The organism is Prolixibacter bellariivorans ATCC BAA-1284 (genome assembly GCF_000621705.1).
Taxonomy (GTDB): domain Bacteria; phylum Bacteroidota; class Bacteroidia; order Bacteroidales; family Prolixibacteraceae; genus Prolixibacter; species Prolixibacter bellariivorans.
In genome coordinates, this window is the sequence record NZ_JHXO01000001.1 from 416,663 (window position 1) to 430,744 (window position 14,082).

The following is a 14,082-nucleotide window of genomic DNA, read 5'->3' on the forward strand; positions in this document are numbered from 1 at the left end:
TAATTTCATTTCTTACTGACGGACATTCCATCAGAGAATGATCCGGCGGTTGAAACGGAAACGAATATACATGGAAAGTCTCCTCGAAATACGCAATATGTCGGCAGGTTACGACAAGAAAGTCGTGCTTAGCGATGTAAACCTGACGGTCAATCCCGAAGATTTTATCGGGGTGATTGGCCCCAATGGCGGCGGAAAAACCACCTTGCTGAAAACATTGCTGGGCTTGTTGCCGCCTATTAAAGGGGAAATCGTTTTCAACGAATCGATGCGGGAGGGCGACCATCATCACATTGGTTACCTGCCGCAAGTGAACCGGATCGACAAGAAATTTCCCATTACGGTATTTGATGTGGTGCGGAGCGGACTGATGTCGCGTAAGCGATTAACAGGGCGTTATTCCCGTGAGGAGAACGAACGGGCGTCATACTTGCTGGAAGAGATGGGGATTTCCGCTTTGCGAAAAAAGGCCGTTGGCGAATTGTCGGGCGGACAATTGCAGAGGGTGTTGTTGTGTCGTGCGCTGGTGAACCGGCCCCGGTTGCTCATTCTCGACGAACCCAACACGTACGTGGATAATCAGTTTGAGCGCGAATTGTACGAACGTTTGCGTATCCTGAATAAGGATATGGCCATTTTGCTGGTCTCGCACGATGTGGGTACGATTACTACGTACGTAAAAACCATTGCCTGTGTGAACCGCACACTGCATTATCACCCATCGAATAAAATATCAACCGAACAACTGGCGGCATACGAATGTCCGATTCAGATTATCTCGCACGGACAAATACCGCACACCGTTCTCATGCAACATGATCACTAATGGATAGCCTGATTTCAATTTTTCACTTCGGATTTTTCCAGAATGCCTTCTGGGCGGCACTCATGGCAAGCATTACCTGCGGGCTGGTGGGAACTTATATTGTTTCGCGACGCATTGTTTTTATCAGTGGCGGTATTACGCACGCTTCGTTTGGCGGCATTGGCCTGGGATATTTTCTGGGCATCAACCCGATTCTGGGAGCACTGATATTTGGCGTGTTGTCGGCTCTGGGCATCGAGTTTTTTACCCGCAAGGCGGATGTGCGCGAAGATTCGGCTATCGCGATGTTGTGGGCGTTCGGCATGGCGATCGGTATTATTTTCGTCTACCTGACGCCGGGTTATGCGCCCAACCTGATGAGTTACCTTTTCGGGAATATCCTGACGGTTTCGCACGCCAACCTTCTTTTTATGGGACTGATTGCGCTGGTCGTAATTGGTTTTTTCATCGCCTTCTTCCGGATGATTTTGTTTGTATCGTTCGACGAAGAGTTTGCCCTGACCAATAATGCGCCGGTGCGGTTGTTCAACCTGGTGCTGATTAGTTTGGTGGCGCTAACTATCGTGATGAATATCCGTGTGGTCGGCATCATCCTGGTGATGTCGCTACTGACCATTCCACAGGCTATCGCGAATATCTTTACCCGTAACTTCGGTAGCATGATGATTCTGTCGGTGATTTTTGCCTTTATTGGTTCCATGGCCGGACTACTCTTTTCCTATTCCTTCAATATTCCTTCCGGTGCTGCCATCATTTTTGCGCTGGTCATCCTCTTCGGAATTCTGAAACTGATTTCGGTAGGACTGAAACGAGTCGGAAAAAAATTCGCTTTACCCCGGGTCTGAAGAGACCGAAACTTTCTGCGTTTTTTCGCGCCCTGATGGTAGGGGAACAAAAACCGCCTGCGTTTTTTCATGCCCTGACTCTGGGGGAACAAAATCTGTCTGCGTTTTTTCGTGCCCTGATGCCAGGGGAACAAAATCCGTCTGCGTTTTTTCATGCCCTGATGCCAGGGGAACAAAAACCGTCTGCGTTTTCTCATGCCTTGACGCCGGGGGGACAAAAACCGTCCGCGTTTTCTCATGCCCTGATGTCAGGGGAACAAAAAGCGTCCGCGTTTTCTCATGGCCGGATGTCAGGGGAGCAAAAACCGTCTGCTTTTTTTCGCGCCGTAACATTGTGAGAGGCAGGTTTTCAAAGATTTCTCTTTTCCAATTCAACTCCGTGATAACCTTTCCGGCGAAAGCCGGATAAACCATTCTTCTCCCCCAATTAATTTGGGGGTTGGCATGCTTAAGTCGAACCAGAACCCCGAAGTGGGTTGAATAAATGAAAAAGGCTGCCTACCAAAGACAGCCTCTTCCTTATATTTTAGTGTTAGGATAACGATTACTCACCATTACCCTTGCCGAACATCATGGGCTCGTCGGTGGCACGGGCTTTTTTCTCCCAGGCTTGAGGAATTACTTTCCAGTTTTCCGGGTTAACCGGTGTGTAGGTTCCCTGTTTCTCCAGCCACTTCATCATGTAAAAGCGCAAATCCTTTTCGGTAGTGCTGATGCGCCGCGCATTCAACTCGTCATGCGGGATACCGGCTCCCTCTTCGAGGTGACCGCCGCCGCCATTTCCCCGGTAGGAATTAATCGCCACTTTGTAGATGTGGTTTTCCCGGAAGGGCGTTCCGTCCGACATGGAGATGATGTGTACGCGGTGACCGGCCGGTTTGCGCACATCAACGGTGTACTTGATGCCGCCCGCCGAATCGAAATTGAAATACGGCTTGGCCAGTGAGTAGGTGCCGCGACCTTTGTTCTCCATCAGGTGACCCTCTTTGTCCTTGCGGAAATTGATGAGGTGGTCATCGGGGCTTTTCATGGTGTTGAACCAACCGGCATACGAATATTCCAGGTATCCTTTGATTTCCTTCCCGGAAAGCTTCATCGTGTACAGCAGGTTCTCGTATTTGTACAGGCGGAACATGTCGCGGACGTACAGCTCGCCTTTTTTCAGTTGCGTGTCGAAAATGGTGGGAGCCGAAAGGGAGATGTCCGCGCCGCTCTGCGCCAGCTGTACTTTGTGGATGAGTCCCATAAAGCTCGAGCTACCAAAGAAAGCATCGCGGGTGTCGATTTCGGCTGTGAGTTTAGCCACCGGCTGGTTCACCCATTTTTTCACTTCGTTCACAAACGGCTTAAAGTGCGCCATGTATTCCGGATCGGGCTGGTAGTTTTTGGAATGCTTCACTTCCGAAGTGATTTCCTTCTTCCAGGTTTTGTCGGAGCTGTCGTAAGTCAGCTTCATTTTGGCGACCGGAAATTCGCGTGCGTGGGCTTGGGGTCCCATGACGAGCACCTTCTTGCCGGCTGTGTTGGTTACCCACTTGTTCCATTCGCGGTGATCGTGACCGGCAAAAACAATGTCGAAGCCGGGTACCTGTTCGGCTACCAGCGCTGATGCATTTTCGTTTTTGTACGTCTTGGCAGACGTTCCGCCGTACGTGTAATCGACGCCCGAGTGGAACAGGCCAATCAGCACATCGGGATGCTCTTTTTCCTGTATAATCTTCACCCACTTGCGGGCGGTTTCAATCATGTCTTCAAACTCCATCCCTTTCCAGATTTTCTCCGGAAGCCAGTACGGAATGTGCGGGGTAATCATGCCCAGGACGGCAATCTTCACGCCCTCTTTCTCGATGATGGTGTAGGGCTTAAAATACGGTTTCCCGTCGTCGGTACGGACGGCGTTAGCGGCCAGCCACGGCATGTGCATTTCGCTGCGCACCTTGTCGTACACGTGATGTCCCGCTTCGATGTCATGGTTGCCCACGGTGGCGGCGTCGTACTTCATGAAATTGTACACCCGTGCCACGATGTTAGTGCTATCGGGCTGCAGGAAATTTGAGAAATATACGTCGGGTTCTCCTTGCAGAATGTCGCCGTTATCGAGCAATATTACATCCTGGTCGGGTTTGGCCCGCTCGGCTTTCACGTAGGAATAGACGGATGCCAGCGAATGATTGGCGGTCGTATCGGTCATAAAATTCCACGGGAATAGGGAACCGTGTACATCACTGGTTTCGATGAATTCGAGGTTGACGGTTTTCTTCTGGCAGGAAGAAAGGAGAAGCGTGAGCGAAAGAATCAGCAGCAGGTACCTTCCGCGCGCAAGATGTTTCCAGTTCATAATTGAATTTTCGATGAATTTGAAATGTAAATATAGTAAAGGGTTGGAAAGGGGAAATGTTTAGGGAGGGTATACAATAAATTGGCGGCAAAACTTGTAATTAGTCGTATAAAACAAAAAACCCGAAGTCAATGACTTCGGGTTTCTCTTTTGTAGCGGGAACTGGACTCGAACCAGTGACCTCCGGGTTATGAGCCCGACGAGCTACCAACTGCTCTATCCCGCAATGTAGGCGTTGAGTATGTTTCTCAAACGCGGTTGCAAATATAGATGAGTTTTTGTCTCCTTCCAAATAATTTGGTGAAAAAACATTCCCGCTGGCCGCACTTCCCGGTGTTGTATATTGACGATGAAGCGGTAACCGCAAATAAAAAATTTCTCCTTTTTCTTATTAACTTTGGCAACCAGAGAAAACAGGACGGAATGATTACGGAAAACCAGAAGAAGCGCCTTCGCTATAAGATGAAGAATCCCTTGCGGATGGTGATTTTTAACGACCAGAACCTGCATACACTTGGGCAGTTTCGGTTTACGCCTCAATCGTTATTTATGTTAGTTGCCTCGGCGGTGATTGTGCTGATTGTCGGTGTTATTTTACTCATTGCTTTTACGCCGTTGCGGGAATATATTCCCGGTTATCCTACCGGTGAAATGCGTCAAACCATTGTGGAAAACGCCCTGATGGTCGATTCGCTGGAAAGTGAGCTGGCTGTGCGCGATCGCTATTTCCGCGATATCCGCATGTTGCTCGACGGACAAACACCTCCGGATGAAACCACTTCGCCCGATACCATTGTCCGGCTCGACCAGATTCATTTCAAAAAATATAATCACGACAGCCTTTTCCAGGAACAACTGTCGCGCGAACAATTTAATCTCTCTCTGAATAATAACGCTCCCGCCCATACGCGTGGCATTTCGGAGCTGCTGTTCTTTCCACCCGTCAATAACGGAGTTATAACCAATCATTTTGATGCGGCCAGCGGCCATTTTGGTGTCGATGTGGTGGCGAAGAAAAATACCCGCATTTCGTCGGTGCTCGACGGGGCGGTAGTATTTACCGGGTGGACCATGCAAACCGGATATGTGATTGAGATTCAGCACGAGCATAATCTGGTGACATTCTACAAGCACAATTCGGAGCTGCTGAAAAAGGCCGGAGACAAGGTGAAAGCCGGCGAAGCCATTGCCATTATGGGAAATACCGGAATGGAAACAACGGGACCGCATCTTCATTTTGAAATGTGGCAATCTGGTGTACCTTTGAATCCCGAAGATTACATCAATTTTTAGGCGGAACATCATGAAAAACATTGCCATACTGGGTTCAACGGGTTCCATTGGAACACAGGCGCTGGAAGTGATTGAGAAAAATCCCGACCGGTTTACTGTGGAGGTACTGACAGCCAACAACAACACGAAGTTGTTGATTGCGCAGGCGCGTCAGTTCAGACCCAATGTTGTGGTTATTGCCAACGAAGATAAATACGACGAGGTCCGCGATGCGCTGGCTTCGGAACCGATTAAAGTATATGCCGGTGCCAGTGCTGTAGCGCAGGTCGTGTCGATGGGCTCCGTCGATGTGGTGCTGACGGCGATGGTGGGATATTCAGGCTTGCTACCGACCATCAACGCGATTAATGCCGGAAAAACCATTGCGTTGGCGAACAAGGAAACGATGGTGGTTGCCGGTGAGTTAATTGTTCGGCTGGCCAACGAAAAGAAGGTGGATATCCTTCCGGTGGATTCGGAACACTCGGCCATTTTTCAGTGTCTGGCCGGTGAGTTCATGAACCCCATCGAGAAAGTTATTCTCACCTGTTCGGGCGGTCCGTTCCACGGAAGAACGGCGAAAGAATTGAGGGCAGTCACCCCGGAAGACGCGTTGAAGCATCCGAGTTGGGACATGGGCGCAAAAATTACCATCGATTCCGCCTCGTTAATGAACAAAGGCTTCGAGGTGATTGAGGCGAAGTGGCTGTTTGGCTTAAAGCCGGAGCAAATCGACGTGGTGGTGCATCCGCAGAGTATTATTCACTCGCTGGTCCAGTTTCAGGACGGCGCATTGAAAGCGCAGCTGGGCATGCCCGATATGCGGGTTCCCATTCAGTATGCTTTGGCTTATCCTGAAAGGTTAGCCAGTGATTTCCCGCGCTTCCGGTTCTCCGATTACCCCACGCTAACATTCGATACACCCGATACCGAAAATTTTCGTAATCTTGCACTTTCGTATGAGGCTTTGCATCAGGGCGGAAATATCGCCTGTTCACTGAATGCATCCAACGAAATAGCCGTAAAAGCCTTTCTGGAAAGAAAAATTGCTTTTACTGAGATGGCTTGTATCAATGAGGCAGTTATGATGAAAACTTCGTTGGTTAATGAACCTTCGTACGAAGATTATGTTGAAACCGATCGGGAAGCTCGCGCAAGGGCAGCCTTTCTGGTAAACGAAAATAGTTAAAAACGATTCGATAAAGATATTATGGTTGTTTTGGTTAAGGCGGCTCAGCTTATCCTGAGCCTTTCGATTCTGGTTGTCCTTCACGAGTTTGGACACTTTATTTTCGCCAAGCTCTTCAAGTGCCGGGTTGAAAAATTCTACCTTTTCTTCGATCCGTGGTTTTCGCTCTTCAAATTCAAAAAGGGCGAAACCGAGTACGGCGTCGGTTGGCTGCCGCTGGGTGGTTACGTGAAAATCTCGGGTATGATCGACGAGTCGATGGACAAAGAGCAGATGAAACAACCTCCGCAGCCATGGGAATTCCGTTCGAAACCGGCCTGGCAGCGTCTCTTCGTCATGATTGGTGGTGTGCTGTTCAACCTCATTTTTGCACTTTTCCTGTATGCGATGGTGCTGTATACCTGGGGTGACCAATATCTGCCTACTGCCAATGTGAAGTATGGAATTGTGACCAACCAAGCGGGTCGTGATATTGGCTTTCAAAACGGCGATAAAATTCTGAACGTAGATGGCAAAGAAGTAGCCGATTTCTCGAAAATCGTTCCAACCATCGTACTGGAAAAGGCCAGTTACGTGGAAGTGGAGCGCGACGGGAAAGATGTGAAAATTCCGATTACCCAGGAAGATATCGCCCGATTGCTGAAAACGAAAAGCGTACTGGGATTTCGGATTCCTTTCTCTCTGAATGTGACCGGCTTTCAGAAAAACTCACCGGCTCGCGATGCCGGCATGGATATAGGTGACAAGGTGGTGGCTATCAATGGTCAGCACTTCGCTTTTAATGACCAGTTCGTTAAGGCACTTAAAGGGGCAAAGGATAGAACGGTGGATGTGACCATCGAGCGAAATGGCGAAACCAAAACATTGCCGGTTGCGATTGGCGACAACGGAATGATGGGGGTGCAGTACAATATGGGCGACCTTCGGAAAGAGTTCAAGTTCAAGACGCTTACCTATGGATTCTGGCAATCCATCCCGGCCGGTGTAACCAAAGGTTTTAACACCATTGATAATTATCTTAAACAATTCAAGCTGTTGTTTCAGCCCGAAACGAAAGCGTACGAATCGTTGGGCGGATTTATCGCTATTGGCAATATCTTCCCCAGCATTTGGGACTGGCAGTCCTTCTGGAATCTGACGGCTTTCTTGTCCATCATTCTGGCGGTAATGAATATTTTGCCCATTCCGGCACTCGACGGGGGGCACGTATTGTTCCTGTTATACGAAATCGTGTCGGGCCGTAAACCCAGCGATAAATTTCTGGAGTACGCTCAGATTGCCGGCATGGTGATTCTGTTCGCGCTGCTGATTTTCGCCAATGGAAACGACATTATCAAATTATTTAGAGGGTAGCGTGTCATTTCCTATGTGTGAAGAACATCGTATGAAAAAAATTCTAAATTTGTAACCAAACCTTTAAAACATGACATTATGAACTTATTCGTGATAGCAGGGTTCATTGGCCCGCAGGAAATCATAATCATACTGGTCATTGTTCTGCTTCTGTTCGGAGGTAAGAAGATACCGGAATTGATGCGCGGCCTTGGGAAGGGCATGAAAGAGTTTAAAAACGCCACCAGTGATGAGGGCGAGACAGAAGAAAAGTCGAAGAAGGAAGACAAATCAAAAGAGACACTCAAAGAGTAGTCTGGAGAATATTCAGACCAATACAATACAGAACCCTGGTTCAAATGAGCCGGGGTTTGTTCGTTGATATTCTTTAACTTTTTTTACTAGAATGATTTTGTTAATTTCGAATTAACCATTGTATCATGTAGTAAGACAATGTTTGGTAACCAATTCAGCCTCGACCTCACTAATTTTTTCCCCGGAAACGGGGGTTGAATGGAGGTTTCGTCGAAAGGTTGTTTTGTTAGTTTTTATACGAAACGACAATAAATCTAAAATATAGCGTATCATGAAGAAGATACTATTTCAACTGACTGTCATCTTTGCTTTGGGAGCAATACTTTCCTCCTGCTCGGGAGACAGTAATCCAGTAATGAAAAATGCTACCGGAAAACCAGGTGAAACCATTGTAGTAATTCCCAAGAACTACTGGAAAGGCGCTGTGGGAGACACCATCTTTCACTTCCTGGCACAGCCTGTAGCTGATTTGCCTAAGGATGAGCCAATGTTGAATGTGGTGCATATTCCGCCGGAAGCTTTTAGTGAGATTTTCAAAACCGGTCGGAATATTCTGCTGACGAAGATTAGTCCATCGGTAAAGGAGCCTTCTATCAAGATACAGCGAAATGTTTGGTCGAAACCACAGCTGATTGTTACCGTACAGGCGCCTGATGAAAAGAGTTTTGTTGACTTCTTTGCCAAAAGAGGGAATGATGTTGTAAGCATCTTTGTGAAAGGCGAGCGGGATCGGTTGATGAAAATGTATGCTGACCGGAAGTTTAAAAACGAAGCGGTTGCCAGCCGGATGGAGAAAGAACATCATTTCACCATTAATGTGCCAAAAGGATTTGCGGTTTCGGTTGATACCACCAATTTTGTTTGGATCCGTTATGAAACCCCGAATATTAGTCAGGACGTAATTGCATACTGGTATCCGTATACATCCGATAGTACGTTTACCAAAAAATATTTACTGGATAAGCGGGATTCAGTGGTGAAGAAGAATGTTCCCGGCCCTGATCCGGGTACTTATATGACTACCGAGCGGCTGATACCGGTACTTTTCCGTGCCTTCAAACTCAATGGTAATTACACCGCCATGATGAGAGGTTTATGGAAGGTTCATGGTGGCTTTATGGGAGGGCCTTTTGTTAGCATTTCAACACTTGATCCGGTCCGTGGTCGTGTACTTACTCTGGAAGGTTTTGTTTATGCGCCCAAGATGGATAAACGGGAATTGATGAGACAGATGGAGGCGATGATCTATTCGGTACGTTTCCCCGATCAAGCGAAGAATGACAGGATTAACCGGATGGCTGAGATGGGCAATGACACTGAGGCAACGCCGGCAGATTCAGCTTCGACGAAATAATTCCAAAAGGAGATATAATACAAGAAGAGGCGGAAATACTGAATTTCCGCCTCTTTGTTTTTATGGTAACTGTATTAAAGTTTCATTGTTATGCCGGCTGCAGTTCGGGAACCATTTCCGGTAACTGAACATGTTCGTAAGCTTGATTACGCAGCTGAGGACGGAAGCCCGCATCGATAATCGACTGCTGAATACCTTTGGCATTCATCTGGTACGATGCTCCTGCTGCAGAAACCACATTTTCCTCAATCATGATAGAACCCATGTCGTTGGCTCCGGCTTGCAGACAAAGCTGTGCCGTATCTCTTCCAACGGTCAGCCACGAAGCCTGGATGTTGGTCACATTGTGCAACATGATGCGTGCAACGGCAATCATCCGGACATATTCCATTGGCTCAATCGGAGTGACTTCAATATTTTGGTAAAGTTCGGTGTCTTCGAGCATAACAGGCCACGGGATGAAAGCCGTGAATCCGTCGCTTCCTTCCGGCCTTTCTTCCTGAACGTCGCGAAGCTGGGTCAGGTGTTCAATTCGTTCCCTGTTGGTTTCGATGGTTCCGAACATCATGGTGGCCGAAGTGACCATCTTCAGTTTGTGGGCTTCACGCATCACATCGAGCCACTCCTGGGTATTGCACTTTCCGGGTGATAAGATACGGCGAACACGGTCCGAAAGAATTTCGGCACCCGCTCCGGGCAAACTATCCAGTCCTGAATCCCGCAATTGAATGAGTGTATCGCGGAAACTCAAACGTGAGCGTTTGGCGATGTGTGCCACTTCGGGTGGTCCCAGCGAGTGCAGTTTCACTTCCGGATAACGGCGTTTCAACTCACTAAACAGGTCGGTATAAAACTTGATACCATACCGCGGGTGCATTCCGCCCTGAAGCAACAACTGATTACCACCTTGTTTGAGCATTTCCTCAATCTTTTCGGAATACTCTTCAATGGTGGTAGTATACGTATCCTTATCGCCAATATCGCGACGGAAATTACAGAAATTACAGTGGGCCACACACACGTTGGTGGTATTTACATTCCGGTCGATAATCCAGGTTACCACGTTGCCGGGCACCTTCTTCTTCCGCAATTCATTTGCTACATGCATCAACTCCGGTGTGGGAGCATGCTCATACAGCAGCAATCCTTCATCAACGGTCAACGCCTCAAAGTTTAAGGCTTTTTGGTATATTGATTCGAAATTCATGTAGTAATAATTTGGCGTAAAGGTACTAATTTTCAAATACGATAATCGCTGATGTTTACGGCTATCCTTTTCAAAAGGATTCAACCTTTTTCGGGCAATAATGTTGCATCAGTAAATTAAAATCTTCGAAATGGAACTGAAAAGACAAAACGAATACGACAGTAATAATCTGGTATACATATTAAAAGAGGTGTCGGAGCTGGCCTTGCTTCCGCTTAGCGAAAAAGAAAAAAAATATGCCCAAAAAAGGCTGGAAGACAAATCGGAATTGATTTCCATTAACCGAATGGACGGCTGGATTTTTCTGGTAGCGCCTAAACGGGATAAGGGTGAAGAGGTTTTTTTCGAACAATGCCGGAAAAAAGGAAGCGAGCTAGCGATACTGGCTTCGGGAGAAAAGCTGGAAGAACTTGGCATATCGGGTACCGAAACGCAGGCTGTTCTGGCTGTCGCCGAAGGAGTGGCATTAAGCGCCTACCGGTTCCTGAATCATTTTACCGATAAAAAAGGGAAAGAAACTTCCTTGCAAAGTTTGTCGTTGATTGCCGAAAATCTGAATGATGCAGATGTGACGGAACTGGCTAACCTGGTGAAAAGTGTTTATAAAACGCGCGACCTGGTGAACGAGCCGCTTTCGCATATGAATGCCGAACGGCTGGCGGCATCTTTTCAGGAAATGGGAAATGAAGCAGGAATAACGGTGGACATTCTGCATAAGCAGAAAATCGAGTCGCTGAAAATGGGCGGTTTGTTGGCGGTCAACAAAGGAAGTGTCGATCCTCCCACCCTTACCATCATGGAATGGAAACCGGAAAATCTGGTGAATGAGAAGCCCATTGTTTTGGTTGGGAAAGGCGTGGTTTACGATACGGGAGGTATGAGCCTTAAACCGACGCCTAATTCGATGGACTATATGAAATCGGATATGGCCGGAGGTGCAGCTGTTGGAGGTGCCATTTATGCGGCCGCGCTGAATCGTTTGCCGCTGCACATTATCGCCCTGGTGCCGGCAACCGATAATCGCCCGGATGGAAATGCCTACGTTCCCGGAGATGTGATTACCATGTACAGCGGCAAAACCGTAGAAGTACTCAACACCGATGCCGAAGGTCGTTTGCTGTTGGCCGATGCGTTGAGCTATGCAAAGAAGTTTGAGCCGGAACTGGTGATTGATGCAGCTACATTGACCGGCTCAGCGGCCGTTGCGCTGGGTCAGTACGGAGTTGCGGGCATGGGAACGGCTAAAGCGGAAGTATTCCAAGAACTTCAAAAGGCTGGGCATGAGGTTTATGAAAGGGTGGTTGAGTTTCCTTTCTGGGACGAGTACGGCGAACTGCTGAAATCGGATATCGCTGACTTGAAAAACCTGGGACCGCGTGAGGCCGGAATGATTACCGCCGGGAAATTTCTCGAAAACTTTGTCGACTATCCGTGGATTCACCTCGATATTGCCGGAGCCGCATTCCTGATGCAGCCAGACAGTTATCGTGGAAAAGGAGCTACTGGTACCGGGGTGCGCCTGCTTTACCGTTTCCTGAAAAATATGGTTGATTGATATGCTCTGAAACCTCTATAAAATCGCGGGCTATTCAGGGATATACCGAAGAAAAGTTTAAATTTGACCATCCTTTCCCCTCTGGGGAATTGTTGAAAATCTAACATTTAGGCAAGACTATGAAGCAACATATTGTCAAAGTCGGTATTACGCACGGCGACATCAACGGAATTGGTTATGAGGTTATAATGAAGGCATTGCTGGACAACCGTATCATGGAAAACTGTACTCCCATTGTTTACGGTTCGCCCAAGGTTGCTGCTTATCACCGAAAGGCATTAGATATTAATAGTTTTAGTTTCAATCATATCAACAGTGCTGATGAAGCAGTGCCCAAGCGGCCCAATATCATTAACTGCATCGATGAGAATATCCGGGTGGAGCTCGGAAAATCGACTAAAATGGCTGGTGAAGCCAGCTACATGGCACTCGAAGCTGCCGTCAAGGATATTAAGGACGGGAAAATTGATGTGCTGATTACAGCTCCTATCAACAAGGAGAATATTCAGTCCAACGTCTTTCATTTTCCGGGGCACACCCAATACCTGGCGGAAGAGTTTAAGGTGGACGATCACCTCATGCTGATGGTGAGCAACGACTTGAAGGTGGGGATTGTCACCGAACATATTCCGTTGTCGAAGGTAGCATCGACGATTACGGCCGAGATGATTCTCAGTAAACTTCGGGTGCTGAACCGGACGTTGACGGAAGACTTCACCCTGCACAAGCCTCGTATTGCTGTTCTGGCACTGAATCCACATGCCGGCGATCATGGTTTGATCGGTGACGAAGAGGAGCGGGAGATCATTCCGGCGATTAAAGCAGCCACTGAAGAGGGAATTATTGCCATGGGCCCTTATCCCGCTGATGGATTTTTCGGTTCTTCCGATTACAAAAAATTTGATGCGATTTTGGCGATGTACCACGATCAGGGATTGACTCCCTTCAAGCTGGCTTCGTTTGAATCGGGTGTGAATTTTACGGCAGGCTTGCCGATTGTTCGGACTTCTCCGGGACACGGAACGGCTTACAGTCTGGCAGGTGAAGGTATTGCTTCGGAAGATTCGTTCCGGAATGCCATGTACCTGGCCATCGACCTGTTCATGAACCGGGAGGAGTATAAAGAGTTTTCGAAAGATCCGTTGCAGAGCCAGGAGGTCGATCGAAGCGGGGGAGAGTGATTCCACTCCCCGATTCCATGAATTAACTTGAATGAACGCAAAGGATGTACGAATACATCAAGGGAAATATTACTGAACTAACGCCTGCTTCGGTCATTGTTGAGGCCGGAGGTATCGGGTACTTTATCAGCATTTCACTAACGACCTATACCCGTTTGAACGGACGGGAAAATGTGACGGTTTTTCTTCAGCAGATCGTTCGCGAAGACGCTCATCTCCTCTATGGTTTTTCCGACCGGGATGAGCGTGAACTCTTCAGGTTACTGATATCTGTAAACGGCATTGGTGCCAATACAGCTGTCATGATGCTTTCATCGTATCAACCGGAACAGCTGAGAGAGGCCATTGCTACCGAAAATGTGAATGTACTCAAAAGTATCAAAGGCATTGGCGCCAAAACGGCGCAGCGGGTTATCATCGATTTGAAGGATAAAATCGGTAAATCATCAGAATCAGTGCAGGTTTTCGATAAAGCAGACAATACCACCCGCGAGGAAGCGTTATCTGCTTTAGTAATGCTAGGGTTTAACAAACGGGCTATCGAAAAAGCACTCGACCGGATTTTTTCCGACAATCCGGGTGTTTCTGTTGAAGAAACGATTAAAATTGCGCTGAAAAATCTTTGAGGGCTCCGTTTCCCTGTATTTTTGCGGATAAAATTTGTAGTA

At 47.7% G+C, this 14,082-nt stretch carries 13 protein-coding genes and 1 tRNA gene; 10 read left to right on the forward strand and 4 right to left on the reverse strand.

Annotated features, from left to right (window positions below):
• Positions 1 to 70 precede the first annotated feature (70 nt).
• Positions 71 to 826 (forward strand): metal ABC transporter ATP-binding protein, encoded by a 756-nt coding sequence (locus T426_RS0101820; protein WP_025862834.1) that lies wholly within the window; start codon positions 71 to 73, stop codon positions 824 to 826.
• Entirely contained in the window at positions 826 to 1,671 is an 846-nt protein-coding gene (locus T426_RS0101825) for a metal ABC transporter permease (RefSeq protein WP_211253548.1), read from the forward strand. The genes T426_RS0101820 and T426_RS0101825 overlap by 1 nt, the downstream gene beginning before the upstream one ends.
• On the opposite strand, the gene T426_RS0101830 is transcribed toward T426_RS0101825, so the two are convergent.
• The 3 genes from T426_RS0101830 to T426_RS0101840 form a co-directional block, all read right to left on the reverse strand.
• The gene (locus T426_RS0101830; RefSeq protein ID WP_025862836.1) at positions 1,657 to 2,085 is read right to left on the reverse strand and encodes a hypothetical protein; all 429 of its coding nucleotides are present in this window, start codon (positions 2,083 to 2,085) and stop codon (positions 1,657 to 1,659) included. The genes T426_RS0101825 and T426_RS0101830 overlap by 15 nt on opposite strands.
• A gap of 130 nt (positions 2,086 to 2,215) precedes the next feature.
• The gene (locus tag T426_RS0101835) at positions 2,216 to 4,009 is read right to left on the reverse strand and encodes a bifunctional metallophosphatase/5'-nucleotidase (RefSeq protein ID WP_025862837.1); all 1,794 of its coding nucleotides are present in this window, start codon (positions 4,007 to 4,009) and stop codon (positions 2,216 to 2,218) included.
• Between the two features lie 153 nt (positions 4,010 to 4,162).
• A tRNA-Met gene (locus T426_RS0101840) sits at positions 4,163 to 4,235 on the reverse strand.
• 74 nt (positions 4,236 to 4,309) lie between these two features.
• On the opposite strand from T426_RS0101840, the gene T426_RS0101845 reads away from it, so the two are divergent.
• The 5 genes from T426_RS0101845 to T426_RS0101865 all read left to right on the forward strand — a co-directional run bounded on the left by T426_RS0101845 (position 4,310) and on the right by T426_RS0101865 (position 9,471).
• Positions 4,310 to 5,302, forward strand: a complete 993-nt coding sequence (locus T426_RS0101845; RefSeq protein WP_159103277.1) for a M23 family metallopeptidase — start codon at positions 4,310 to 4,312, stop codon at positions 5,300 to 5,302.
• Positions 5,303 to 5,312: 10 nt separating this feature from the next.
• Positions 5,313 to 6,470 (forward strand): 1-deoxy-D-xylulose-5-phosphate reductoisomerase, encoded by a 1,158-nt coding sequence (locus T426_RS22430; protein WP_025862839.1) that lies wholly within the window; start codon positions 5,313 to 5,315, stop codon positions 6,468 to 6,470.
• A 21-nt stretch (positions 6,471 to 6,491) separates the two neighbouring features.
• Positions 6,492 to 7,823 carry an RIP metalloprotease RseP gene (rseP, locus tag T426_RS0101855; protein ID WP_025862840.1) on the forward strand — a complete coding sequence of 444 codons (1,332 nt, stop codon included), beginning with the start codon at positions 6,492 to 6,494 and terminating at the stop codon, positions 7,821 to 7,823.
• A gap of 78 nt (positions 7,824 to 7,901) precedes the next feature.
• Positions 7,902 to 8,117 (forward strand): twin-arginine translocase TatA/TatE family subunit, encoded by a 216-nt coding sequence (gene tatA / locus T426_RS0101860; RefSeq protein ID WP_174820388.1) that lies wholly within the window; start codon positions 7,902 to 7,904, stop codon positions 8,115 to 8,117.
• A gap of 271 nt (positions 8,118 to 8,388) precedes the next feature.
• Complete coding sequence (locus tag T426_RS0101865; RefSeq protein ID WP_027585197.1) at positions 8,389 to 9,471, forward strand: DUF4837 family protein; 1,083 nt, start codon at positions 8,389 to 8,391, stop codon at positions 9,469 to 9,471.
• A gap of 88 nt (positions 9,472 to 9,559) precedes the next feature.
• Here the strand turns inward: T426_RS0101865 and mqnC are convergent, their stop codons facing one another.
• Complete coding sequence (gene mqnC / locus T426_RS0101870) at positions 9,560 to 10,678, reverse strand: cyclic dehypoxanthinyl futalosine synthase (protein ID WP_025862844.1); 1,119 nt, start codon at positions 10,676 to 10,678, stop codon at positions 9,560 to 9,562.
• A gap of 130 nt (positions 10,679 to 10,808) precedes the next feature.
• On the opposite strand from mqnC, the gene T426_RS0101875 reads away from it, so the two are divergent.
• From T426_RS0101875 to ruvA, 3 genes are all read left to right on the forward strand, one after another.
• Positions 10,809 to 12,233 carry a leucyl aminopeptidase family protein gene (locus T426_RS0101875; RefSeq protein WP_025862845.1) on the forward strand — a complete coding sequence of 475 codons (1,425 nt, stop codon included), beginning with the start codon at positions 10,809 to 10,811 and terminating at the stop codon, positions 12,231 to 12,233.
• A 119-nt stretch (positions 12,234 to 12,352) separates the two neighbouring features.
• Positions 12,353 to 13,414: a 4-hydroxythreonine-4-phosphate dehydrogenase PdxA gene (gene pdxA / locus T426_RS0101880; RefSeq protein ID WP_027585198.1), complete on the forward strand. Its 1,062-nt coding sequence runs from the start codon at positions 12,353 to 12,355 to the stop codon at positions 13,412 to 13,414.
• A gap of 44 nt (positions 13,415 to 13,458) precedes the next feature.
• Positions 13,459 to 14,040: a Holliday junction branch migration protein RuvA gene (ruvA, locus tag T426_RS0101885; RefSeq protein WP_025862846.1), complete on the forward strand. Its 582-nt coding sequence runs from the start codon at positions 13,459 to 13,461 to the stop codon at positions 14,038 to 14,040.
• Positions 14,041 to 14,082: the final 42 nt, after the last annotated feature.